18 protein-coding genes and 2 pseudogenes are annotated in these 22,224 nt (G+C 67.0%); 8 read left to right on the top strand and 12 right to left on the bottom strand.

The genetic code is table 11. The features are described 5' to 3' along the window. Nucleotides 1–42: 42 nt before the first annotated feature. A complete protein-coding gene (locus tag E2651_RS13235) occupies nucleotides 43–852 on the bottom strand; it encodes an arylamine N-acetyltransferase (RefSeq protein WP_135331290.1) in 810 nt (269 codons plus the stop codon). Between the two features lie 140 nt (nucleotides 853–992). On the opposite strand from E2651_RS13235, the gene fes reads away from it, so the two are divergent. The 5 genes from fes (at nucleotide 993) to E2651_RS13210 (ending at nucleotide 5,342) form a co-directional block, all read left to right on the top strand. Then, the gene (gene fes / locus E2651_RS13230) at nucleotides 993–2,411 is read left to right on the top strand and encodes an enterochelin esterase (protein ID WP_245238788.1); all 1,419 of its coding nucleotides are present in this window, start codon (nucleotides 993–995) and stop codon (nucleotides 2,409–2,411) included. A 176-nt stretch (nucleotides 2,412–2,587) separates the two neighbouring features. Next, on the top strand, nucleotides 2,588–2,968 hold the full coding sequence (locus E2651_RS13225; RefSeq protein WP_135331289.1) for a cell division protein SepF: 381 nt from the start codon (nucleotides 2,588–2,590) through the stop codon (nucleotides 2,966–2,968). A gap of 187 nt (nucleotides 2,969–3,155) precedes the next feature. Continuing rightward, nucleotides 3,156–4,322 carry an ATP-binding protein gene (locus E2651_RS13220; RefSeq protein ID WP_135331288.1) on the top strand — a complete coding sequence of 389 codons (1,167 nt, stop codon included), beginning with the start codon at nucleotides 3,156–3,158 and terminating at the stop codon, nucleotides 4,320–4,322. Then, the gene (locus E2651_RS13215) at nucleotides 4,319–4,648 is read left to right on the top strand and encodes a nucleotide pyrophosphohydrolase (protein WP_135331287.1); all 330 of its coding nucleotides are present in this window, start codon (nucleotides 4,319–4,321) and stop codon (nucleotides 4,646–4,648) included. The genes E2651_RS13220 and E2651_RS13215 overlap by 4 nt, the downstream gene beginning before the upstream one ends. 211 nt (nucleotides 4,649–4,859) lie before the next feature. Continuing rightward, a complete protein-coding gene (locus tag E2651_RS13210; protein WP_135331303.1) occupies nucleotides 4,860–5,342 on the top strand; it encodes a DUF6099 family protein in 483 nt (160 codons plus the stop codon). A gap of 11 nt (nucleotides 5,343–5,353) precedes the next feature. Here E2651_RS13210 and E2651_RS13205 read toward each other — a convergent pair whose 3' ends face one another. The 7 genes and pseudogenes from E2651_RS13205 to E2651_RS13175 all read right to left on the bottom strand — a co-directional run bounded on the left by E2651_RS13205 (nucleotide 5,354) and on the right by E2651_RS13175 (nucleotide 13,481). Next, complete coding sequence (locus E2651_RS13205) at nucleotides 5,354–5,575, bottom strand: hypothetical protein (RefSeq protein ID WP_135331286.1); 222 nt, start codon at nucleotides 5,573–5,575, stop codon at nucleotides 5,354–5,356. A gap of 294 nt (nucleotides 5,576–5,869) precedes the next feature. Next, nucleotides 5,870–6,793, bottom strand: coding sequence for an LLM class F420-dependent oxidoreductase (locus E2651_RS13200; RefSeq protein ID WP_135331285.1), 924 nt, complete (start codon nucleotides 6,791–6,793; stop codon nucleotides 5,870–5,872). Nucleotides 6,794–6,908: 115 nt separating this feature from the next. Continuing rightward, entirely contained in the window at nucleotides 6,909–9,476 is a 2,568-nt protein-coding gene (locus tag E2651_RS13195; protein WP_135331284.1) for a polynucleotide kinase-phosphatase, read from the bottom strand. Continuing rightward, nucleotides 9,473–10,972, bottom strand: coding sequence for a 3' terminal RNA ribose 2'-O-methyltransferase Hen1 (locus E2651_RS13190; RefSeq protein WP_135331283.1), 1,500 nt, complete (start codon nucleotides 10,970–10,972; stop codon nucleotides 9,473–9,475). Before E2651_RS13190 ends, E2651_RS13195 begins: the two co-directional genes overlap by 4 nt. 578 nt (nucleotides 10,973–11,550) lie before the next feature. After that, nucleotides 11,551–12,048, bottom strand: a pseudogene (locus E2651_RS13185) (nucleotidyl transferase AbiEii/AbiGii toxin family protein); the annotation flags it as partial. Continuing rightward, nucleotides 12,045–12,392, bottom strand: coding sequence for a transcriptional regulator (locus E2651_RS13180; RefSeq protein WP_135331281.1), 348 nt, complete (start codon nucleotides 12,390–12,392; stop codon nucleotides 12,045–12,047). The gene E2651_RS13180 and the pseudogene E2651_RS13185, both read right to left, overlap by 4 nt. A gap of 687 nt (nucleotides 12,393–13,079) precedes the next feature. Further along, a complete protein-coding gene (locus E2651_RS13175) occupies nucleotides 13,080–13,481 on the bottom strand; it encodes a hypothetical protein (RefSeq protein WP_135331280.1) in 402 nt (133 codons plus the stop codon). 244 nt (nucleotides 13,482–13,725) lie between these two features. Here E2651_RS13175 and E2651_RS13170 point away from each other — a divergent pair, with 244 nt between their 5' ends. Both E2651_RS13170 and E2651_RS13165 read left to right on the top strand, forming a co-directional pair. Continuing rightward, nucleotides 13,726–14,148, top strand: coding sequence for a hypothetical protein (locus E2651_RS13170; RefSeq protein ID WP_135331279.1), 423 nt, complete (start codon nucleotides 13,726–13,728; stop codon nucleotides 14,146–14,148). 149 nt (nucleotides 14,149–14,297) lie between these two features. After that, nucleotides 14,298–14,621 (top strand): annotated as a pseudogene (locus tag E2651_RS13165) (site-specific integrase); the annotation flags it as partial. A 420-nt stretch (nucleotides 14,622–15,041) separates the two neighbouring features. On the opposite strand, the gene E2651_RS13160 reads toward E2651_RS13165, so the two are convergent. Next, nucleotides 15,042–15,593, bottom strand: coding sequence for a transposase (locus E2651_RS13160; RefSeq protein WP_245238786.1), 552 nt, complete (start codon nucleotides 15,591–15,593; stop codon nucleotides 15,042–15,044). Then, nucleotides 15,590–16,129 (bottom strand): winged helix-turn-helix domain-containing protein, encoded by a 540-nt coding sequence (locus E2651_RS13155; RefSeq protein ID WP_135331277.1) that lies wholly within the window; start codon nucleotides 16,127–16,129, stop codon nucleotides 15,590–15,592. Before E2651_RS13155 ends, E2651_RS13160 begins: the two co-directional genes overlap by 4 nt. A 278-nt stretch (nucleotides 16,130–16,407) precedes the next feature. On the opposite strand from E2651_RS13155, the gene E2651_RS13150 reads away from it, so the two are divergent. Further along, entirely contained in the window at nucleotides 16,408–17,889 is a 1,482-nt protein-coding gene (locus tag E2651_RS13150; protein WP_135331276.1) for a hypothetical protein, read from the top strand. A gap of 338 nt (nucleotides 17,890–18,227) precedes the next feature. Here E2651_RS13150 and E2651_RS13145 read toward each other — a convergent pair whose 3' ends face one another. Both E2651_RS13145 and E2651_RS13140 read right to left on the bottom strand, forming a co-directional pair. After that, a complete protein-coding gene (locus E2651_RS13145; RefSeq protein WP_135331275.1) occupies nucleotides 18,228–20,252 on the bottom strand; it encodes an ATP-binding protein in 2,025 nt (674 codons plus the stop codon). A gap of 485 nt (nucleotides 20,253–20,737) precedes the next feature. Then, the gene (locus E2651_RS13140; RefSeq protein WP_135331274.1) at nucleotides 20,738–21,655 is read right to left on the bottom strand and encodes a hypothetical protein; all 918 of its coding nucleotides are present in this window, start codon (nucleotides 21,653–21,655) and stop codon (nucleotides 20,738–20,740) included. Between the last annotated feature and the right edge of the window lie 569 nt (nucleotides 21,656–22,224).

The raw sequence follows: 22,224 nt of genomic DNA, 5'->3' as shown, positions 1-22,224 counted from the left end.
AAAGGCCCGAGAGGCCGCCCGGCCCCGCCGGTGTGTCCTCGCTCAACCGGCTTCGGGCGCCTGTTCGTTCACCACGCGTTCCTTCACCTCGGGCACCCGCTCCAGCGTGATCCCGAATCGCGTCGCGTACGCGGCGAGCACATCGGCGTCCGTGACCAGCTCGGCGGTCTCGCGCTCGCCGGCCACCGTGGTGGTGAGGGTGCGGCCGCTGAGGGTGATCCGCCCGGTCCCGGTGAGCAGCGAGCAGACCAGTGACCGGGTGAAGTGGGACAGCGGCGAGGTGCGGTGCCACCAGGCGCCGACGGTGAAGTCGGCCAGGGCGCGCGGGCGGCGGTCGAGCACGTACTGCGGCTTGCCGTCGCGCAGGACGTCCAGATCGCCTTCGGCGGTGTCCTCGATGCGGAAGGTGCCTCCGGGGTCCGACTGGTCGCCGCGCTCGCTGAAGGCCAGCGGGAGGTGGCTGTGGGTGCCGAAGCCGACGTCGGCGAGCCAGTCGCCGCCGTCGCTGGTGCGCACGCGCAGGGCCATGTGGTCGAAGGGGATCCCGGGGCGCCCCGACGGCTCGTACACACGGGCCTGCAGCCGCGTCACCTCGAAGCCGAGGGCGGTGAGCAACGCCGCGAACGCGCCGTTGAGTTCGTAGCAGAACCCGCCACGGTGGCGGTCCACGATCTTCGCGACCAGGGCGTCGTCGGTGAGCTCGATGTCCTCGCCGAGATGGATGGAGAGGTTCTCGAAGGGGACGGCCCGCAGATGCGCGAGGTGCAGTTCGCGCAGGGCCCGCGAGGTCGGTGCGGCCGGGCGCTCGGCGTCGATGCGGCGCAGGTAGGCGTCCGTCTGATGAAGATCCATGGGCTTCAGTCTGCCGGTTCGCGCGTGGTGACCGTGCCCGTTACTAAGGGCCTTGAGGTAAGGTTAGGCTTAGATAAGTTGATGTTGTGGTGCGGCGGGCCAGGAAGGCGGGGAACGATGCGGGTCCTCTTCGTGCGCGCATGAGCATGGATGCAGGGGCGAGCGTGGAAGCGGCTGTGCTCACGGCCGATGTGACGCCCCGTCGGATCGCGGGGCCGACGCCCTGCATCGAGCGCGTCGCCGCGCGCCTGGCGGGGCTTGGGGACTCCGCCGGTGACTCCGGGAGTGTTGACGAGTCTGGCGGCTTCGGCGGTCACGGCGGCTTCGGTGGCTTCAGCAGCCAACGGGCCGCCCTGCTCGAAGAGTTCTGGGCCGAGGTCGGGCGTCGCGGCACGCCCCTGATCGAGGATGTCGACGGCGACCCGGAGCACCGTGCGGTGACCTTCCTGTGGCGCGGCCACCGCGTCACCCGGCAGGTACTGCTGCTCGCCAACCGCATCGTGGACCCGGCCGACCTCGCCGCCTCCCGCCTCACTCTGCTCCCGGGCACGGACATCTGGTACGTCGCCCATCGGCTGCGCGCCGATCACCGTGGCTCGTACCGCATGGCCGCCGACATCTCGCCCGGCGAACCGCCCGCCTCCGCCGTCCTCCTCCAGGAGCGGCTGCGCTCCCTGTCCGCGCACGCCGCTCCCGACCCGCTCAACTCCCGCCGGATACCGGGGCGTTGGCTCGCCCGCGAGAGCTCCGTCTTCGCGCTCCCGCAGGCCCCCGGGCAGCCGTGGTCCGAGCCGCGCGCCGGTGTGGCCCGGGGGAGGGTCGAGCGGCACCGGCTGCCCGCGGGGGTGCTCGGTGCCGAGCGCGACGTGTGGGTGTATCTGCCGTCGGGCACCGAGGCGACCGTCGCGACCGAAGCGGCCGATCTGCCGGTCCTCGTGCTGTGCGACGGCGACATGTGGTTCGGGAGGCTCGGGTTCCAGGCCACGCTGGACGCCCTTGTCGCCGACGGCGCCCTGCCCCCGCTCGCCGTCCTGGCGCCGGACGCCGTCGACCACTCCACGCGGCAGCGGGAACTCGGCGCCCGCGACAGCAACGTGGGCTTCCTCGCCGACGAGCTCCTGCCCTGGGCCGCGGGGCGCTGGCCGCTGACCACCGACCCCGCGCGCACCGTCGTAGCGGGCCAGAGCCTGGGCGGACTGACCTCCCTGTACGCGGGATTCCTGCGCCCGGAGCGGTTCGGCAACGTCCTGGCCCAGTCCCCGTCGCTGTGGTGGCGCCCCGGAGTCCCGCCGGGCGCTCCCGAGGTGCCGCCGCCCACTCGCGCGGCGCGGAACCCGTGGCTCATCTCACGCTTCGACGCAGCCGAACGGCGTGCCATCACCGTGCACATCGACGTCGGACTGCACGAGGGCACCCTGGTCGAGCACACCCGTGAGCTGTACGAGGCGCTGCGTTCCCGTGGCTACCAGGCGAGCTGGAACGCGTACAACGGCGGTCATGACCACGCCTGTTGGCGTGGCTGCCTCGCCGACGGCCTGGTGTCCCTGCTGAGCCGCTGACCCGCCGACCGCCGAGCCGCCGTCCCTGCCGCGCGCGCTGTTCTCGACTTTCTCGACGGCGCCGCGGGCGCCCTGCCACACTGGGCCGCCCCGTGTCGCTGTTGGGCTGAACGGGTGAGGTCGCGTAAGAATTGGCCGGTGCAGATACTGAAGGCGAGTCAGGACGGGGTGGGGCGTTGAACAGCCACGACGTCACCGACGAACAGTGGGAAGGGCTCGCCCAGGTCGTACCGCTGCGCAGCCGCAACGAATGGCCGTCCTGGCCCGGCCACCGCGCGCTGCCCGACGCGGAGACCGAGGCGCGGCGGCGCTTCGTCGTGATGCGGGTCAACGTCTTCGCGGACGCCCGCGAGGTCGCCGAGACGGTGATGGCCCAGATCCCGGTCCTGCTCGACCTGACCGGCGCCGAGACGGAAGTCGCCAAGCGCGTCCTGGACTTCAGCAGCGGCGTGGTCCTCGGCCTCGGCTGCGGGATGCACCGGGTCGACAAGAACGTCTTCCTGCTCGCGCCCCCCGGCACCGAGGTGCAGGGGCTCGTCGCGGCGGCCCAGTCGTAGGCGCCGCTTTACGCGGCCAGGATCCAGCTGCGCCAGGCATAGTCGTACGGAGGGGTCGCGAGGCATAGGCCCGGCGCATAGCTGCTCCGGGCCGCGACCGAGGCCGCTCCGGCGGTAATCCCTCATTCGTAGGAAGGTCACCAGGGCGGAACGGTTCGGCGGGCCCACCGCCGCCTACCGTCCGGACATGACTGTGCACCTCCCGGGGGCGGCCGCCGGGCCATCGTCCGGCCCGGACCGGAGCTGCGTCACGGAACTCCGGCTCTCCGCCTTCGCCGCGCACCGCGGCACCGTGCTGCCGCTCGGCCCGCTGACCTTCGTGGCCGGGCCGAGCGGCAGCGGGAAGTCCACCGCGCTCGCCGCGTACGAGGCCCTCGCACGGCTCGCCGCGGGGGACGAACTCACCGACGTCTTCGCCGATCCGGTGGCCTGCGTGCCCGACCGGGCGCGGGCCGACGGCCAGCAGCGGCGGGGCTTCCGCATCGGCTGCACGGTCGAGGGACCCGTCGGAGCGGTGCGGCTCGACCTCGCCGTACAGGCCGAACCCGAACTGCGCGTCGTCGGCGAGCGGCTGACCTGGGGCGGGCTCACCCTGCTCGAGACGGCGCTGCGCGATCCGGGGCGGCGCGCGGTGCAGGCGGCCTGGCACACGGCGGGCCTCTCGCCGGTCACCCGCGGCCCGCTGCCGGACGACCGGCTCGGCACCGCGCTGCTCCCGCTGCGTGTCGCGGGCAAGACGGACGGACAGCGCCTGGTGCTCGCGGCGGCCGAGCAGGTGGTGGTCGCGCTGCGCTCGGTCTTCCCGTGCGCGCCCGCGCCGAGCCCCATGCGGCTGCCCGTACCGCCCGGACTCGTCGGCGCGGGGCGCCTGTTGAGCAGCTGCGACAACCTCGCCGAGGTGCTCCTGCGTACGCGCGAGGAGTGCGGCAAGCGGCACGCGAGGCTGGTGGAGGCGGTGCGTGCCGGGTGCGCGGGGCCGGTCGTCGATGTCTTCTCGGAGGTCGCGGAGGACGGCTCTGTGCGCGCGCTGATCGACCGGGGCGACGGATTCCACTCTCCCGTCGGGCGGCTCGGGGACGGCGAGTTGAGGTATCTGGCCCTCGCGCTTGTGCTGCTCACCGGCCCGGGGGTGTTCGAGGTCGACCCGGTGGCCGAGGTGCCGTCGGCGTACCAGACCCTCACCGTGCTCGCCGACGGCTTCGACCACTGTCTCGACCTGCGGCAGCGGCGGGCGCTCGCCGAACTCGCCGCGCGCACCTGCGAGCGCGGGCACATCCGCCTGGTGGCGGCGGTGAGCGACGCGTCGTGGGCCGCCGAGGAGGGCAAGGCCTCGGTGGTAGACCTGGAGCCGTGACAGAACTTGATGTAGCGGGACTCCAGCGCAGGCTGGCCCAGTTCGCGGCGGCGCGGCACTGGCAGCCCTTCCACACGCCCAAGAACCTGGCCGCCGCGCTCAGCGTGGAGGCGTCCGAACTGGTCGAGATCTTCCAGTGGTTGACGCCCGACCAGTCGGCGCGGGTGATGGACGACCCGGACTCGGCACACCGGGTGACGGACGAGGTCGCCGACGTGCTCGCCTATCTGCTGCAGTTCTGCGAGGTGTTGGGCATCGACGCGCTGGCGGCGCTCGACGCGAAGATCGACCGGAACGAGCAGCGCTTTCCGGTGAAGGACGCCTAGGGGACCCTAGGGACACTGGCGACACCTGGCGACGCCTAGGTACACCTAGATCCGTCACTCTCCGGAGTGGACGAGTTGTCCACAGTCGATAACTTGTCCACAGATTTCCGAGTTGCTCTGGCTTTTCATTCCAATGGAAGTCACTCTAGGTAGTGGACAAGGGAGTTCGGGCAACGTGCGGCGAGTGCGCGCGGGATGGATGGGGGTGAGCATGGAGGCGATGCGGCTCATCGAGGCGAGCAGGCACGCCCTGGCGCAGAGCCAGGAACCGCCGGACATCGTGGCGGAGGTGTGGCAGTCCCAGGCCTTGGCGCAGGCGATCGGCAGCCGGCTCGCGGTCGCGGGGCCGCCGGAGTTGCGGGGCGAGGCACTCGGCCTGAGCGAGCTCGGCGGCAGGGGCTGCGGGGTCCTCGACGCCCCGTCGCTCGGGAGCGAGGGGATACGGGCGGCGCGGCTGACCGGCATCGGCGACGCGCAGCAGGTTCTGCACGGACTCGACGAGCTGCTCGGCGAGGTGGGCATCGCCCTCGTCGGCGTCGCCATGGGCGCGGACGACGAGGGGGTGTACTGGCAGTGCATGGAGGCCATCGACGCCGCCGACGAGTCGAGGGACCGGGTGCTCGAGATGCTGCGCAGGCTCGCGGTGCGCGAACAGAGCCTGCCCGAGCCCGACTCGGCGGCGGGGTCGCCATGACCCGGGGTGCGTCACACGGGGCGGGGGGCCTCGCCGGCCGGCGGGTCGCCACCAGGGGGCATGGTCCCGGTCGACGTGGACTGCTGGAGGTCGGCGTCGAGCTGGGTCAGATCGGCGTTGAGCGCTGCCATCAGCTCCTCCATCTGCTTCAGCAGACCCTTGGGTGCGCCCTGCTGCTCGGGCACGGACGGTTCGCGCGCGGCCTCCTGCTCGGGTACGGCTTCCTGGGACATGACGGCCTCCTCGGCCCTCGCCCCTCCGGTGCGGAAGGGCAGTTGGTGCGGGCGACGCGCCGACAGGGGCCGCCGGCGCGGGTGCCGGGCGGTCCGGCTCCGCCCGAGCCAACGATCACGTGCGGCGGCGGGTCACTGGGGAGGGCGTGCGGCCGATTCCGGGTTGACGGATATTCACCCGGCCGGGGCGCCGGACGACCGGCGGGGCCGGTGGAGTTGACGGGCGTTCGAGCGGGCCTGCGCCTGTGCGGTCCAGACCCGCCCGGGGACCGGCGACCGGTGGCCGCCGTCCGCTCAGCCCAGCTGCGGCATGACCTGCGAGGAGATCAGCTCCAGGTGGTCCAGGTCGTCCAGGTCCAGGATCTGCAGATACATGCGCTGCGAGCCGACGGCCCGGTAGGCGTTGATCTTCTCGACGACCTCGGCGGGAGACCCGGCGAGCCCGTTCGCCTTCAGGTCCTCCACCTCGCGGCCGATGGCGGCGGCGCGGCGCTTCACCTCCGCGTCCGTCTTGCCGACGCAGGCCACCAGGGCGTTGGAGTAGGTGAGGTCGTCGGCCTTGCGGCCGTGCTCGTCGGCGGCGGCGCGCACCCGCTTGAACTGCTGCTCGGTATCGGCCAGAGAGGCAAAGGGAATGTTGAACTCAGTTGCGTACCGCGCCGCGAGGGCGGGCGTCCGCTTGGCGCCGTGGCCGCCGATGAGGACGGGCACCTTCGACTGCGAGGGCTTGGGAAGGGCGGGGGAATCGGAGAGTTGGTAGTACGTACCGTCGAAGGAGAAATGCTCGCCGACCGGCGTCTCCCACAGACCCGTCACAATGGCGAGCTGCTCCTCGAGGCGCCCGAACTTCTCCTTCGGGAAGGGGATTCCGTAGGCGGTGTGCTCCGCCTCGTACCACCCCGAGCCGAGGCCCAGTTCGATGCGGCCGCCCGACATCTGGTCGACCTGCGCGACCTGGATCGCGAGGACGCCGGGCAGCCGGAAGGTGCCCGCCGTCATCAGCGTGCCCAGGCGGATCCGCCGGGTCTCACGGGCCAGGCCGGCGAGCGTGATCCAGGCGTCCGTGGGGCCGGGCAGACCGTCGGAGGAGCCCATGACGAGATAGTGGTCGGAGCGGAAGAAGGCGCTGTAGCCGAGGTCCTCGGTGGCCTTGGCGACGCGGAGCAGCGTCTCGTAGGTCGCACCCTGCTGCGGTTCGGTGAAGATTCGAAGGTCCATGCAGCCATCTTGCCCAGATGCCGGAGCCAGTTTCAGGCGTGGCGAGGCTGTGTTGCCGCTGATGGCGGCGACACGATAAGTGCCGCCGCCATCAGCGCCGTTGAAGGGCGGACCCTCACAGCCTCGGGTCGACCGGCTCCGACTCCAGGGCGAGGACGGCGAAGACCGCCTCGTGGACGCGCCACAGCGGCTCCCCGTCGGCGAGCCGGTCCAGGGCCTCCAGGCCGAGGGCGTACTCGCGCAGGGCGAGCGAGCGCTTGTGGTTGAGGAAGCGCTGGCGCAGCCGGTCGAGGTTGTCCGGGCGGGTGTACTCGGGACCGTAGATGATCCGCAGGTACTCGCGGCCGCGCACCTTGATGCCGGGCTGGGCAAGCCGGCCCTTCCCGTCGCGTACGAGCGCCTGGAGCGGCTTGACGACCATGCCTTCGCCGCCGCGGCTGGTCATCTCCAGCCACCAGTCGATGCCCGACTGGACGGACGCCTCGTCGCCGGTGTCGACGACGAGGCGGCGGGTGGTCTGGAGCAGGCCCGTCGGGTCGTGCTCGACGAGCCGGTCGAGCCAGGCCAGCTGCTCGTCGTGCGGCACGGCCGCCAGGGAGCGGCCCTGGGCGGCGAGCACCTGGAACGGCGCGATGCGTACGCCGTCCAGGCCGTCCGTGGGCCAGCAGTAGCGGCGGTAGGCCTCGGTGAACGCGGCCGCGTCGGTGGCCCGTCCGTGCTGCTTGGCGAGCAGGTCCGTGACGTCGATGCCGCGGGCCGCGGTCGCCTCCAGGGCGGCGATGGCACCGGGGAAGACGGCGCGGGACGCGGCGCCCACGGCGGCGTACTGCTTGCGCAGCAGGCCGGACGCCTTGAGGGACCAGGGCATCAGCTCGGCGTCGAGCAGCAGCCAGTCGGTGTCGAGCTCCTCCCAGAGCCCGGCCTCGGTGACGGCGGCGCGCAGGCGGCCGAGGATCTCCTCGGTCACCGACGCATCGTCGAAGAAGGGGCGTCCGGTGCGGGTGTGGAGCGCGCCGGTCGGGCCCTCGGCGCCGAAGCGTTCGCGCGCCACGTCCGCGTCGCGGCAGACCAGGGCGACCGCTCGCGAGCCCATGTGCTTCTCCTCGCACACGACCTTCGCGACACCGTCCGCCTTGTACTGGGCGAAGGCCTCGGCCGGGTGCTCCAGGTAGCCCTCCACCTGGGAGGTCGCGGTCGGGGCCATGGTGGGCGGGAGGTAGGTGAGCAGCCGGGGGTCCACCGCGAAGCGGCTCATGACCTCCAGGGCGGCCGCGGCGTTCTCCTCGCGCACGGCGACGCGGCCGGAGTGCCGGGTCTCCACGGTCCGGCGGCCGCTGACGTCCGCGAGGTCGAGCGGGCGCCCTTCGTGGCCGCCGGGTGCCTCGGTGGCCAGGGGGCGGGTGGGCTCGTACCAGACCTGCTCGGCCGGTACGTCGACGAGTTCACGCTCGGGCCAGCGCAGCGCGGTCATCCTGCCGCCGAAGACGGCGCCGGTGTCCAGGCAGATGGTGTTGTTGATCCAGCTGGTGTTCGGCACGGGCGTGTGGCCGTAGACGACCGTCGCCCGGCCCCGGTACTCCTCGGCCCACGGGTAGCGCACGGGCAGGCCGAACTCGTCGGTCTCACCCGTGGTGTCCCCGTACAGGGCGTGTGAGCGGACCCGGCCCGAGGTGCGGCCGTGGTACTTCTCGGGCAGGCCGGCGTGGCAGACGACGAGCTTCCCGCCGTCGAGGACGTAGTGGCTGACGAGCCCGTCGATGAACTCCCGTACCCGCTCCCGGAATTCCGGGTCCTTGGCGTCCTCCTTCTCCAACTGCTCGATGGTCTCGGCGAGGCCGTGGGTGTGCTGGACGTTCCGGCCCTTGAGGTAGCGGCCGAGCTTGTTCTCGTGGTTGCCGGGCACGCACAGGGCGTTGCCGGCGGCGACCATCGCCATGACGCGGCGCAGCACGCCCGGACTGTCGGGGCCGCGGTCGACGAGGTCGCCGACGAAGACCGCCGTGCGGCCATCGGGGTGCGCTCCGTCGACGTATCCCAGCTTGGTGAGCAGGGTCTCCAACTCGGAGCGGCAGCCGTGGATGTCGCCGATGATGTCGAAGGGACCGGTGAGGTGGGTGAGGTCGTTGTAGCGCTTCTCCAGGACGACTTCGGCGCTCTCCACCTCCGCCACACTGCGCAGCACATGCACCTTCCGGAAGCCCTCGCGCTCCAGACCGCGCAGCGAGCGGCGCAGTTCGCGGCGGTGGCGCGAGATGACGTGGCGGGGCATGCCGGCCCGGTCGGGGCGCGCGGCGTTGCGCTCGGCGCAGACGTCCTCGGGCAGGTCGAGGACGATCGCGATGGGCAGTACGTCGTACTGGCGGGCCAGCTGGACGAGCTGCTTGCGGCTCTCGGCCTGCACATTGGTCGCGTCGACGACAGTGAGCCGTCCGGCGGCGAGGCGCTTCCCGGCGATGTAGTGGAGCACGTCGAAGGCGTCCCCGCTCGCGCTCTGGTCGTTCTCGTCGTCGGCGACGAGCCCGCGGCAGAAGTCGGAGGAGATCACCTCGGTCGCCTTGAACTGCTGCCGGGCGAACGTGGACTTGCCCGATCCGGTGGCGCCGACGAGGACCACGAGGGAGAGGTCGGTCACCGGGAGAGTGCGCGTGCTGGTGGCACCCGTGCTGGTTTCGGTACTGGTCATGCGGCCTTCGCCTCCTTCGCGGTCGGCTTGTTGTGGTTGTCCGTCTTGCCGTCGTCGGCGACCATCGTGAACACGGCCATCTGCGTGGGCGGCCCCACCTCGGGGTCGTCGGGCCCGACGGGGACGAACTCCACGTCGTAGCCGTGCCGTCCGGCGACCTCGTCCGCCCAGGCGCGGAACTCCTCGCGCGTCCACTCGAAGCGGTGGTCGCCGTGGCGCACATGCCCGGCGGGGAGCGTCTCCCAGCGGACGTTGTACTCGACGTTGGGCGTGGTCACGAGCACGGTCCGCGGCCTGGCGGAGCCGAACACGGCGTACTCCAGGGCGGGGAGACGAGGCAGGTCGAGGTGCTCGATCACCTCGCTCAGCACGGCGGCGTCGTACCCCTTGAGCCGCTTGTCGGTGTAGGCGAGCGAGCCCTGCATCAGCTGCACACGGTCCGCCTGGCGCTCGCCCATCCGCTCGATGCGCAGCCGGCGCGCGGCGATGGTCAGCGCCCGCACGGAGACATCGACGCCGACGATCTCGGTGAACCGCACGTCCTTCAGGAGCTCATGCACCAACTGCCCCTGCCCGCAGCCGAGATCGAGCACACGACCCGCCCCGGCGGCACGCAGCGCCTCGACGATCGCCGTGCGCCGCTGGACCGCGAGCGGCACCGGCTTCTCCTCGGTGTCCGTCGTCTCGTCGACCGCGTTGTCGATCTCCTCGACCTCGCTGTCGTCGGCCTCCGCGAGCCGCACCAGCTCAAGGGCCTCCATCGCCTGCCGGGTCAGACCCCAGCGGCGCGACAGATAACGGCTGGTGATCAGCTTCTGCTCGGGGTGCTCGGCCAGCCAGCCCTCGCCCGCCCGCAGCAGCTTGTCGACCTCGTCGGGTGCGACCCAGTAGTGCTTGGCGTCGTCGAGGACCGGCAGCAGTACGTACAGCTGCCGCAGCGCGTCGGCGAGCCGCAACTCGCCCTCCAGGACAAGGCGTACGTAGCGCGAGTCGCCCCACTCGGGGAACTGCTCGTCGAGCGCGACCGGTTCGGCGCTCACACTGTCCCAGCCCAGCGGCCCGAACAGCTTGTGCACCAGATCGGCGCCGCCGCGCGCGGGCAGCGCGGGCACCTCGATACGCAACGGCATGGGGGCCGCGGCCCGTTCGGGACGGGCGTTGCACACCCCGCGCAGCGCGCTCTTGAAGACCGTGCTCATCGCGACGGAGAGCAGCGAGGACGCGGCGTACGGCCGGTCGTTGACGTACTGCGCGAGTGCCGCGTCGGCCGCACCGCCGCGCCCCTTGCCCTTGCCGCGGCGCACGAGCGCCACGGGGTCCACCTCGAGCAGCAGCGCCGCGGTGCAGCGCTCGACGGTCGCCTCTGGGTAGAGGACATGCGCCGTGCCGTGCGAGGTGGAGAAACGCTGCGCGTTGTCGGGATGCTTGTGCAGCAGAAACCCGAGGTCGGTCGCGGGGCGTTCAGGGGTGCCGGTGGTACTGATCGTCAGGAACACGGTGGGTAGACCTCGAAACGGGATCTGAGCCGGGGATACTCACCGGGCCCGCTGACGCAGTGCACATGGGGTGCACATGCGCCGGGCCCCGAAGCACCACAGCAATGGGAACGCGCGCTTCGGTGATCACAGCCTCTGGCCCTTCCTCGACCTCGTAGCAGTGCCGATGCCGCGCCGCGGTCGCCCGCCTGCGCGACGCCGTCCCTCCGGCGCGCCTCTACAACGTACAGCGAACACCGGAGGCACACTCAGGGATTTTCGCTCCGCCGATCTCGCTCGGTCCGGGGGCAGGCGAACCTGCCGCCGTACACGACGGTGCACGAGCTGCGCGAACGCCGGGGTACGCAGCGAGGACTCGACTGCGCGCATCGCCGGGCGTTCCCGAGCGGCGTTGATCTCGCTGGGTGCTCGAACTACTCGTGGGAAGCGGATTGATGGCAGTGGCCTGCGACTACCGCAACCCCTGGCGAGCCGACGGCGAGGGCGACGGAGCGGGCTCCTGACGGACCTTGTGGCAAGGGCCAGTTAAGGAGATGTCAAAGGCCCCGGACCATGATTGGTCCAGGGCCTTTGATGCCGAAGGTGTCGCGGGCGTGGCGTCGGCCGAGTTCCTCGAGCTCGGGGTGGCTCCAGCGGTCTGCCGCGGCGCGGACGTCGATGAGGTCGCGGGCAAGGCCACGGTCGGACAGTGCTCGGACTTTGGTGCCGACCACGTCTTCGAGGGAGAGGACAAGGCCGTAATCGGTCTGCACGGGTGGACGCCAGAGGGCTTCCTTGAGGACGTCGACCTCGCACTCTTCGCCGGTGTTCGGGTCGGTGACGATGAGTCGTGCGGAGAGAGGATCCGTCTCCAACGCCCGCACCCGCCAGCCCCTTTCCTCCAACCCGGCTCGGACCGTGGCGGCGATCTTCTCCATCCCCTCAGGGTTCTCGGTGGCGACATCGAGGTCCTGGCTGAGGCGGTCGACCAGGCCGTGGGCCCGGACGGCGTAGCCGCCGGTGAGGGCGAGGGGGTAGGGGGTGCCCACGGCGAGTACGTCGGTGAGCAGGCGGCGGTGGAGTTCGGTCAGGTTCACGCAACAGCCTGGGTGCTCGGGGCCAGCTCGGGGAAGGCGGATTCCCAGACGTCGCGCAGGTCCCGGCTGATCAGGGTGCGCAGGGTGGGCCACAGGCTGACGAGCAGCTCCTGGTTGAGGTACTGGATCAGGTCGTCGTGGAGGCCCTCGGCCAGGACGATGCGGTAGCAGCTCATGCGCAGGCGCGGCTGGTCGAGGTCGAACTCAGTCAGCCCGGACCAGGCCAGGTGCAGCGGCAGGCTCACGATCCCGTGGGCGGGACCGTCGAGTGTCGCGAGCTCGGCGGGTAGCCGCCGGGCGAACTTGGCTCGGCGGAGCTCGGAGAAGTTGGGCGGTGAGGCCATGTCTCGATTATTGCCTGCGGGCGTGGGGTGGGGGCCGCGAAATGTTCCGACACTTGAGCGGAGAGCCTTCTTAGTGATCACTCCTAGGGGCCTGAGCTCCCTCCATGCTTTGGCTGGGCCTGGTGCCTGTGGAGTGGTTCGCATAGGCGGGCTGCGGGTCGGCGAGCTCGGCGATTGCCGGGAACCCGTGCCGGGACCCGGCGCCAAGGGCGGCAGCGCCGACATCCGCTATAGGAGCGAGGTTGAGCGACCTGGCGGCTGAACTGCGGAAGGAACACTTTGGCGGACATGGGGTTTCACGTCCTGTCGGCGCCTGCCGCTCCCCGTGGCTCCCCGCTCGTTCTGGCACGGCTGTGGCATGGGGAAGGAGCCTTGCGCAGAGGCTCCGCGCCTGGCTTCGACCGTGGCCATGACCGGCGGGACAAACATCAGCCTTACTGACAGCTAGATCCCTGTATGGGGTCGGCTTCAGTAAGGCGGGAGATGGTCTGTGAGGACAGCCGCGAGTGAACACTAGGCACTGCCGTCGGGATCATGCTCTCTGACGCTTCTAGCTGGCCTGGGAGAGGGACTGCGCAACATTCTTGTACAGAGGGTCAACGGCAATTTCAACCGAAACGGCGAGGCTGACGGTGCCGCCGCACCCTCGTTCCGCCTCCAGCTCGTTTCTCCTGTCTAAGACATCCGTTACACGGTAAACAGGCGTACGGAGATGTCTGCGCCAGAGGTCTGGAGGGAGAGCTCGCATTCGCCGGTCGGTGTCACCTGGTCGGCCTGGGTCGGGAACCCGGTGAACTCGATCCAGGCGATGCCTTCATCCCCCTCGTTCCAGGTGATCGTGCCCTGCCCGAAGAAGCCGTTACTCCCGGAAGGGTCGGTCACGGTGGCCGTCAGCGTGTTGGCCTCACCTTTGGTGTTCTGGGCCTCGATATCGACGGTGAGCGCCGCACCGGGACTGGCGAGCGGCGTATCCGTCACTGGTGCCAGGCTCCCGACGTTGAAGGAACTCCCGAGACCCGTGGAATTGGTGCCGGTGACCGGTTGCACGGTCACGTTAAACGTCAGCGAGCTAACCGAGACTGTGGCCATGATGTCATCTCCACACGGAAGGCTGGAACACACTGGTCGGTCACGGCGCGGTGCGACAGAAAGAGAAGAAAGGGGAGCGAAAGCGCTACCCGCGGGCGGCGCGGGATCCGGGCCAACCAGCCTCACTTCAAGGGTGTCGCAGCCTCCTTAGGGCTGCAACCCGGTGCCCGTTTGCACGCGTCCGGAACCTACGGAAGTATCGTGAAGTGCCAGGTGATGGCCTATCGCACAAAGGAGAGCTGTCATGGGAGAGGATACCGGCCTGACGCCCACGCTCGACGAACTCGTCGTGGATTCCGCTGAATTGTCACCGGCTTGGGGTGCCTGGTGTCCGGAGGACGGGATTCAGGTAGCCCAGGAACTCGCGGCGGAGCAGGACGGGATAACTGCCGCGGAGGAGCACAACCTGACGACGGGCCACACCGCCGTCGCGACTCTCTCGCTGGCGAACGCGGTCGAGGCCGCCGTCGGCGTCCAGTTGTTCCCGATCCCGTTCTGCTTCCGCTACAACGGCCGCCCCTGGCAGTCGATGACCATAATGGCTCCCGGTGTCGACGAGGCGGGCCAAACGGCCGCCGGCCTCGTCAGTCTCCTCAACATGGTGGCCACGCAGAAGGGTTTCCCACCCCTCTTCTCCGCCATTGGCGGTACCTGCCCAGCCGTGTAGGGCCCGTGCGCTCCACATGGCAGCAACAAACCGATCTGGCGCCGCAGTTCAAGGCGGCGCCAACGGGCGTCCGGACGCCGATCAGGTGCAGGCTCCAAGCCTGAGCGCCCCCGCCGCAGAGGCGGCGCGCGCCCGCGCTGTGCGCGGGCCTTGAAAACCGCGTCCTCTACGTCTGCCGGCAGACTCAGTGACGCCGTGGCGTCCTGTACGACGACGACCCCAAGAGCCGCCGCCGTCGCGTCGTCCCGCTGCCCGCGCTCTGCATCGCACCACTGCGCTGGCACCGGATGCGGCAATCCGCAGCACGCGCCAAGGCGGGGGAGCAGTGGCACGAGTCGGGATACGTCTTCACCACCCGCACCACCCGCACCACCCGCACCGGCCGCCAGGTCGAGCCGCGGAACGTCTACCGCTCCTTCACCCGCGTCGCCGAGTCGGCCGGCAGCCGCGTGATCCGGCTGCACGACGCCCGCCAGGCTGCTCAGGAAGCGGCGTCCCGGTCGTCAGTGACCGCTGCCGTTGATGTCAGATCTGGATGTCAGAAGGGGTCCACCTCCGAAAATCCGGAAGTGGACCCCTTCTGAACTGGTGCCCCCGGTGGGGGTCGGACTGGATCTGTACGGGGCGGTGAGGGCCGGGAGTTGGTGATCTTGGCGACTGTTGGGGTGCGCGCCGAGACAGGCAGTGGCAGGCGCCGAGGCGTTGACATCTCCTTCAGGAGCTCGATCAACAGGACGCAACTGGATGTCGGGGTCGGGGTGCGCGGTGGCGCAACAAACGGCTGGGGACCGTAGTCGTGCGCTGCTGCCCTGCTACCTCAGAACCGACGAAAGCGACGGCCACATGTCCCGCTTGGCAGACAGCGTCGAGAGGGTACAGCTCGTGATGGCGGCCTACTGACGTTCAACTCGTGGTGTCGTCTCGGTGAGGGATAGGCCGGTTTCGGCGAGGCATCCGTCGATGAGGTCGCTGCGGTATTGGATCGTGCGCAGGCCCCGCCGGACGGTCTGGACGAGGTGCTCGGGAGTGGTGAAGGCAACGTTGCTGAGCCAGCCGCGCCGTAGCAGCGACCAGATGCCCTCGACGGGGTTGAGCTCTGGCACGTAGGAGGGAAGTTGGTGCACGGTCAGCCAGTCCCGTGCGCTGGTCCAGGAGCGGAGCCGGGCATCCAGATGGACGTTCAGATTGTCCCAGACGAGCACGATCGGCCCACCGAGCTGGGTGTGGGCGACCTGCAGCAGGTCGCGGTAATCGGTCCAGGCGAAACTCTTTCGGCCCTCGCGCCGGCCGTCGTCTCGGCGGGGCCGGTAGATCAGCCGGGAGCGTTCGCCCGGTTTGTAGCAGGCCAGGGCGGCGATCGAGACCCGGCGGCGGGATCGGCCGCGCACCCGGATGACGGGGGTGTGACCCCGCCGGGCCCACGTGCGGGCGATCGGCGGCGTCATCGAGAAGCTGGACTCGTCCTCGAAGACGATCCAGGCGCCGAGCGCCGCCGCGGTGCTTCCACCAGCGGCCAGGTCTCCTTCACCCAGCCGGTGATCGCCTCATCGTCGCGCTCGACGGCCCGTCTGGCCGGAATCTGGCACGAGAAACCATGGCGGATCAGCAGTTTCCGCACGCCCTGGACGGTGTAGCTCTTGTGAAACCGGCGGCCGATCACGGTCTTCACCCGGGCCAGGGTCCACCGCTGATCCGGCCAGCCATGGGCCATCGGACCCCTGGCCAACTCGGCCTCAAGCACGGCGAACTGGGCTTCGCTCAACCGCGGCGGCGAAGCCGAGCCGGCCGAGCGCAGGGCTCGCGCACCGGCCTTGCCCAAGGCCCGCCGCCAGCGTTGCACCGACCGGACGCTGACCCGTAAATCCTTTGCGATCACCGAGCTCGGCTCGCCTGCGGCGAACCGCTCGGCTGCCACCAGCCGAAGGCCCTCGCGGAACTCCCGCCGCTCGTCCGTCAGCCCGCCACCCTGCGCATACCTCACGACAACGGCGTACCGCGAGGATCAAGCCCTGTCAGCAGCTACGACACCACGAGTTGAAGGTCAGTAACTGCTAGAGCAAGCACAAGAAGCACTGGGCGATGAGGATGTGGAGCTGGAGGCGCTGCGAGTTCTGGTGACGGCTCTGACAGCAGCCTTGCCGGAAACACTGCACGTAGCGACCAGCCGCGCTCATGTCTTGACCGTGAGCGAACCGCGCAGCTGCTGAAGAGACAAGCCAGAGGGCACGGCTGTGAGCGAGTGGTGACAGGAAGGCATGTATGCAGCAGCAGGGACGAACAGTCAAGGTGTCGGTGAGATTGCGCGGTGCAGCTTGGCAGAAGGACGAACTGGAGCGTCGTTTCACGGCGAAGGGGTGGATCCTGATCTCCTGCCCGCGGGAGGAAGACTTCCCGCTTGATGACCAGGACGACCACGCTGGCACATACGTGTTAGGTGTCATCGTTCGGCCTGGCCCGGAGCGCTGGGATGGGCGCGAGGCCATTCGGGAAGTAGAAGGGCTCGCCGACGCCGGAGGCTTCGACCTGACTGTTCGTCACATCCAGCCTGGGCCAAGGCAACGGGAGGTGCTGCCCAAGTGGTATGGGTACGTGCCCGCACGTATCGATTCGGGCAGAGGACGCCGGTGGGCGAACACCCTTGCCCGTAAGTGGGGTGTGTATGACACTGGCGAGATCCTCGTTGGGCCACTCCCTCTGGTTCATGGCCACGACGTCAACTCGAGAGTGCGGGCCCCATATGGTGGGGATGAGGCGGCGCATAACAGTCGTCTGAGGTTGCGCGTTGGCGTACAGCGCCGGATTCAGACGTGGTTGGTGGTGTCCCTCTTTGGGGCCTGTCTGTGCGGGGGGTGGGCCGCTGCGGCCACGTCGTGGTGGCAAGCCGTGGCGGCGTCCCTGGTCGCTCTAGGTTTCGGTGCCGCGCTGTTCGGTCTTCTTCGCCGCAGCGAGGCGTCTGCCTCGTTCCCAGCGATCGTGCTCGTGTCACTGTTGGCCTGCGGAGCGCTAGTCGTAGTGGGCATGATTGCGGGTCTCGGTACGGTGGCGCTCGTCTGCGGAGTTGTGCCGGTCTCGCACGGAGTGCGGCTTCTGGCGCAGACAGGTGCAAGGCGCCCTCTCCTCATTGCCGCGGGCGTCGCGCTGCTTCCTGTCGTTCTGCCCTGGTCGCTGAACATGGGGGCAGTCCAATACACCTTCTACGGTGCGGCCTTCGGGGTGGCTCCCGAGCACATGCAAGTGGCCCAGGTCCACAAGGCCGTCGCCTCGCTGTCGGTCCTGGCAGTGTCGGGTTCCCTGGTTATGGGCTTCCTGGCTGCCTGGGGCTACGCCGTGTACTACTTGAGAGGCATGGCGGACCGGTACCTCTCTCCCCTCCTTGCATTGATCGCCGTCGCGGCGCTCGGACTGGCTTGGCTCGTCACAGTGCCGCAAGGCCCAGGAGAGGCAGGTCGGAAGGCAGTCGCTGACTGGCACCGGAACCGAGTGCCGGCCACGTACGAAGGTGTCACGGCCCTACCGGTCTGTGTCACGCCTTTACGGCCGGTGGCTGAGCTGCCGGCATATGCCCAGGACGTGGATCCCTTCAAGGTGTACGCGGCCTTCGGCGTAGTTGATGGTGAGATCTGGCTCTGGGACCCGGATACAGAGAATGACTTTTCTGTGCCTGCGGACTCCCTACGAGCGTTGAAGGCGGGGACGGGGAAGGCGGGAGACAGAATTCCGCGCTCATGTACCGGGAAGTAGTGAGACCGCGCCGCTCGGGGGCAGGGGGGCGCCATGTGTTGAGGCGTGCGGCATGAGTCCCGTCGGCGGCAGCGGTCAACTCGCCTATAAACCCTGCGTACGCCTGGCGATGAGCTTCGCGCCTCCACTGAGAGACGGTCGCGAGGGACTGTTTGCGTCCCAGTTACCCAGGCGGCCGAGATCGCTCCGCCGGCACCCACTGCAGCTGCCAGAATTCCTGCCAGTCCGCTAGCGACTGCAATCCCCCCTGCACCCATGCCTCAGACTGTGCCCCTCCTAGCGAGGGCACATCGGGTCCTTACCTTCTTGTCTGAATTCCTGGGTCCTGGGAGTGCGGCCTAGGTCATGCGAGGTTTGATCAACTTTTCCCCCCTCGGTACAGACGTCATCTGGTGAGGCAGGCCCATGAGCATCGATGTCAGGTCGTCCTCTTCCTCGCTTGTCGCGAAGATGACCTGGCTCCCAGCGGAACCGTTCTCGGCAGCCCGCTTCAACAGCTGTTGGAAGCTAAACCGGGCAGCCTCCTGCTGTCGTGGTTCATCAAAGATGAGGAGTTGAGGGTGATGCGTTTGGAACTCTCGCGAGACCTCCATAAAGGAAAATAGGTAAGACCAAATCACCCTAATCATGTCACTTGCTGATAGATCGAACCCGAGATCAAATCCCTCATGACTAGGGCGATAAGTTTTCGTGGAGATGTCGATTGATCGAGGTTCGAGTGAGCGGAACCCGTACACTTCGAGCTGAGAAGTCAGAGAGTTCTTGAGTGAGCGGATCTTAAGCTCGTCCGAGGTGGTTAGCTCTCTACGCCTGAGAGCAGCAAGCGCTTCCTTGTTTTGGCGCCAAGTGGCCGCGAGCGAATCAAGCTCATCCATCGATGATTCGACGGAATCTCGGACGCCACGTAGTGCATTCAGCTTTTCCTCTGCTCTAACTCGTTGAGTGAGCTTAGCGGCGTCAGGGAGGGAGCTTGGGCTAATCAGGGCATCCTTTTGCGAGCGGATCGTTGTGCGCAAATCCTCCATCTCTTTGCGCAATCTGAACACTCTAACTTGACTGATTTCCGCAACTCGATTGGTATCCAGTTGCATGGAGCGAAATGTCGTTAGCTCCTTCTCGAGGTGCGAGATGTTATCCTCGATAGTCAGTGGATAATCGGTAATCTCGAAACCGTCGGGAAGACTTTGGCCGCAGGTCGGACAGGTCTCATCAGGGAGACCATAACTATCAGAAGCTCCGAGTCGCTGCAGTAGAGCCGCATCCTTATGCTTGCGCAAGTCCTCTTCCAGCGCTTCGATGCGGAGTTCCAGAGACTGCGCCTGCCTTTTTGCCTGCTCCCATTCCTCAATCGCCGAGGACAGCACGATGCTAAGTTGCGTTGCCCTGTCTTGATTGAGCGACAAGGCTTCTTCTATCTCCGGAGCAACTTCACCGACAGATGTAATACGTTGAATCCCCTGTGATTCTAGCTCACCTGCTAGGCGATCAATTTCCTCATCGAGAGGAACCCATCCGGAACCAGGGTCTACTTCTAGGGATACCAAGTCTTCTCGCTGCCAGGCGGAGTTAGGCTTCTTGGGGATACCCTTTACGAGGATTCCGGCGCGATTGGCGATATCTGAAATATTCCGATCTACGTTCTTCCAATCTGCTTCGATAAGCGAAATAGAGGACTCGATCCTTTGGGACTCCAGGACCATGTCCATTACGTCTAGATCCAGTATGAACTCGGCGGATCGCTTGGAGACATCCTGAATTCCAAGGTACGTCGGGATGCGTGCTTGCACCCCCGACCAACCGTGTTTTTGCTCAACAAAGAAGTAAGGGAAGAGGCACTCGAGGTACAGGGTTCCCTCGCTGCCGTCCATGCGAGTAACCTTAGGGAGTTCCCAACCAAGAAACTTAGCTAGCTCATAGTGGAAGCCGGCTTCCCTCTTGGCTGATCCTGACCTTCGAACGAAATACTCTCGCTGAGTATAAGGAATTCCAGGATTTGAAAGCGTTGGTCCGCTGCGTGTCCTAATTAGCGTTGTGTCGAACCGGGTGCTCTTCACAGGGCGACCGATTGTCAGGATCTCCCCTTGCTCGTTCTCAATTTCGATTGAGACGCTCGACTCTTCGACGCCGTACTCTTGCCCGTCAATTTCGACAGTATCGGTCATGGCGTGGGGAAGCGGGATGTCACGACTGGGACTCATCATCCCTTCGAGACCTAGACCGTAGATTATGGATTGGAGGCATGTTGACTTACCGCTGGAGTTATCGGCTCGAAGGATGTTTAGGCCAGGGCCGAACTCCAGATTGGTGCCACATGTGGGTCCAGAGGTGCGGACGTTAAGAGAGAGTCTCCTGATCTTCAGCATCTAGGCACTCCACTCCAGTAGATCGCTCACCGATTTTTGCGTGATGCGCGCTGGCAGTGTGGCAAGGAAATCCTTTTCTCGTGCCAAAATCTGTTTGTTAGCCCATAGTAGGGTGGCGAGACGTTCCCCCTTTTCTGTTAAGGAGACGGAAGAGTTCTCGTTCCTCTTCGCTAGCCCTGCGGCGACTGTAATATTGATAGTGCGGGTTGTTGATGGGTCGTGCCTAATGATGAGGTCATTTGGTTTACGGTGTTCCGAAAACCACTCTTTGATCACTTTGCGGCCTTGAGTGGATCGCAATGCCCATGTCAGGACATGGATCTGCTCTAGATTCGCTGTGTTGGCTCGGCACCGTCGGAGGATTAGAACGGCTGAAGCTAGCCTCCAGCCTGTACGAAGGTCGCCGGGGATCGGGTCGGGCCGACGAGTGAAGACAACATTGCTCGAGATTTCTGAGAAGGCTCGTTCCAGAACCGCGGTACCGCTCATGAAGCACTCTCGCTAAACTCGAAGTCTAATGGGCAGCGCATGAGCCAATCCGCTATAGCTCCCCACGACATGGCGTCAATGAAAGAATCATCAAGAGCGGGGACTTGGCGAGACAGTTCGTCTTTTAGCGATCTCACGATGGTCGTCACGTCGGCCGCACTGTTGGTACTGCCGGGCGGGTATTCAAGGACTAGTTTCCTTTCCTTTCGTACTCTACTTCCCGTCGCCGCCTCCCATTGATCCGGGTACTTCTCGCGCAGGCGATCCAGTGCGTTCTCAGAGTCAAGGAATTGATTCACTAGTTGCTCTAGATAGGTGCGACCTGAACTTGGGGAAAGTCTCAACTTGGCGAGTTTATTGAGGGCAGTCTCGGCTAGTTGAGAATTTCCCTCCATCCAACTGTCGACATCGCCTGGAGGGGTGGGGACAACATCGACCAGAGAAGTCGCTCTTTCCAGGATTTCGCTTCGCTCTTTTGCGTAGTTTGCATCGGTGGCGACAGTTACCTTGAAATTTTCTGTAATGAACGGAAGGTTCCTCGACCGCACTTCTTCCGACTTGGTGCTGGCATGCTGAACTAACTGGGCCGAGTCGAAGATTGGGACGAGGAAAATGTAGGTATCTATTTTTACGTCGCCAAGAAGGCGTTGAAGTTCCTTTTGCTTCGTGCTGAGTTTGCGCAGGTCGGTCGAAAGCTTGTCTCGTTGCTTCTCGTATCGCTCTGCGGTGGAAAGAGGCTCGACGGGTGCGTAGCACTGAAATGCTCGACCACAGAAAGTGAAGGCCTCAATTCCGAGGTCTCCTCCATGGCGGGCTGGTACCTCTTGGACTTGGTCCGCACCGTAGTGCCGACGGGCGAGCAGGAGGCAGTACTGCTCCCACTCATCGCCTGAATAGTGATGTGTCGCCGTCAAGCAGCCCTCCAACCTCATGGGCTATGACCAGCACCTACGTGCTGACCTGCCTCACTGTCGTCCCCGCCTCGGAGATGGTAGAGAGGAATTTTTCCCAGGTGGCGCAGTTTCCAATCCTGCTGTCTGAAAAGCGAGGTCGGCGGAGCGGATTTGGCCGGGGAGGTGGCTAAGGCCGTGGAGTGATCCCCAACCACAACGCACCTCATCTCTGAGGTCGGTTGGCTGCTAGCTCTTCGCATGAGGCCTGGTGGACCGGGCCGGGAGAGGGGTGGAGACGGGCACGGCGGCCCGGGGAGCGGAGCGGACCGCCTTGATGGGTGCAGGGAAATTTCAGTCATTCAGATCGGCGGTGATCGCTGTGTCCGTCCCTTCACCGGTACACGCAAGCTGGGAATGGCTCTCCCTTTCGGCCTTCCAATCGGGGTGCCTATCGGTCCCCCCGCTAGGGCGCGTATCGAAAGCGGATCTTGAGGTGAGATGATCTTGCTTCGTGGCACGTGGAGATCTGACGGATACGCAGTGGGCCCGCCTGGAGCCGTTGTTGCCCCGGGGCAAGAAGCCGGGCCGTC

The sequence above is a fragment of the Streptomyces sp. MZ04 genome, assembly GCF_004684775.1.
Classification (GTDB): domain Bacteria; phylum Actinomycetota; class Actinomycetes; order Streptomycetales; family Streptomycetaceae; genus Streptomyces.
Note: the sequence above shows the minus strand (reverse complement) of the source record. Positions and strands in the feature narration are given on the sequence as shown.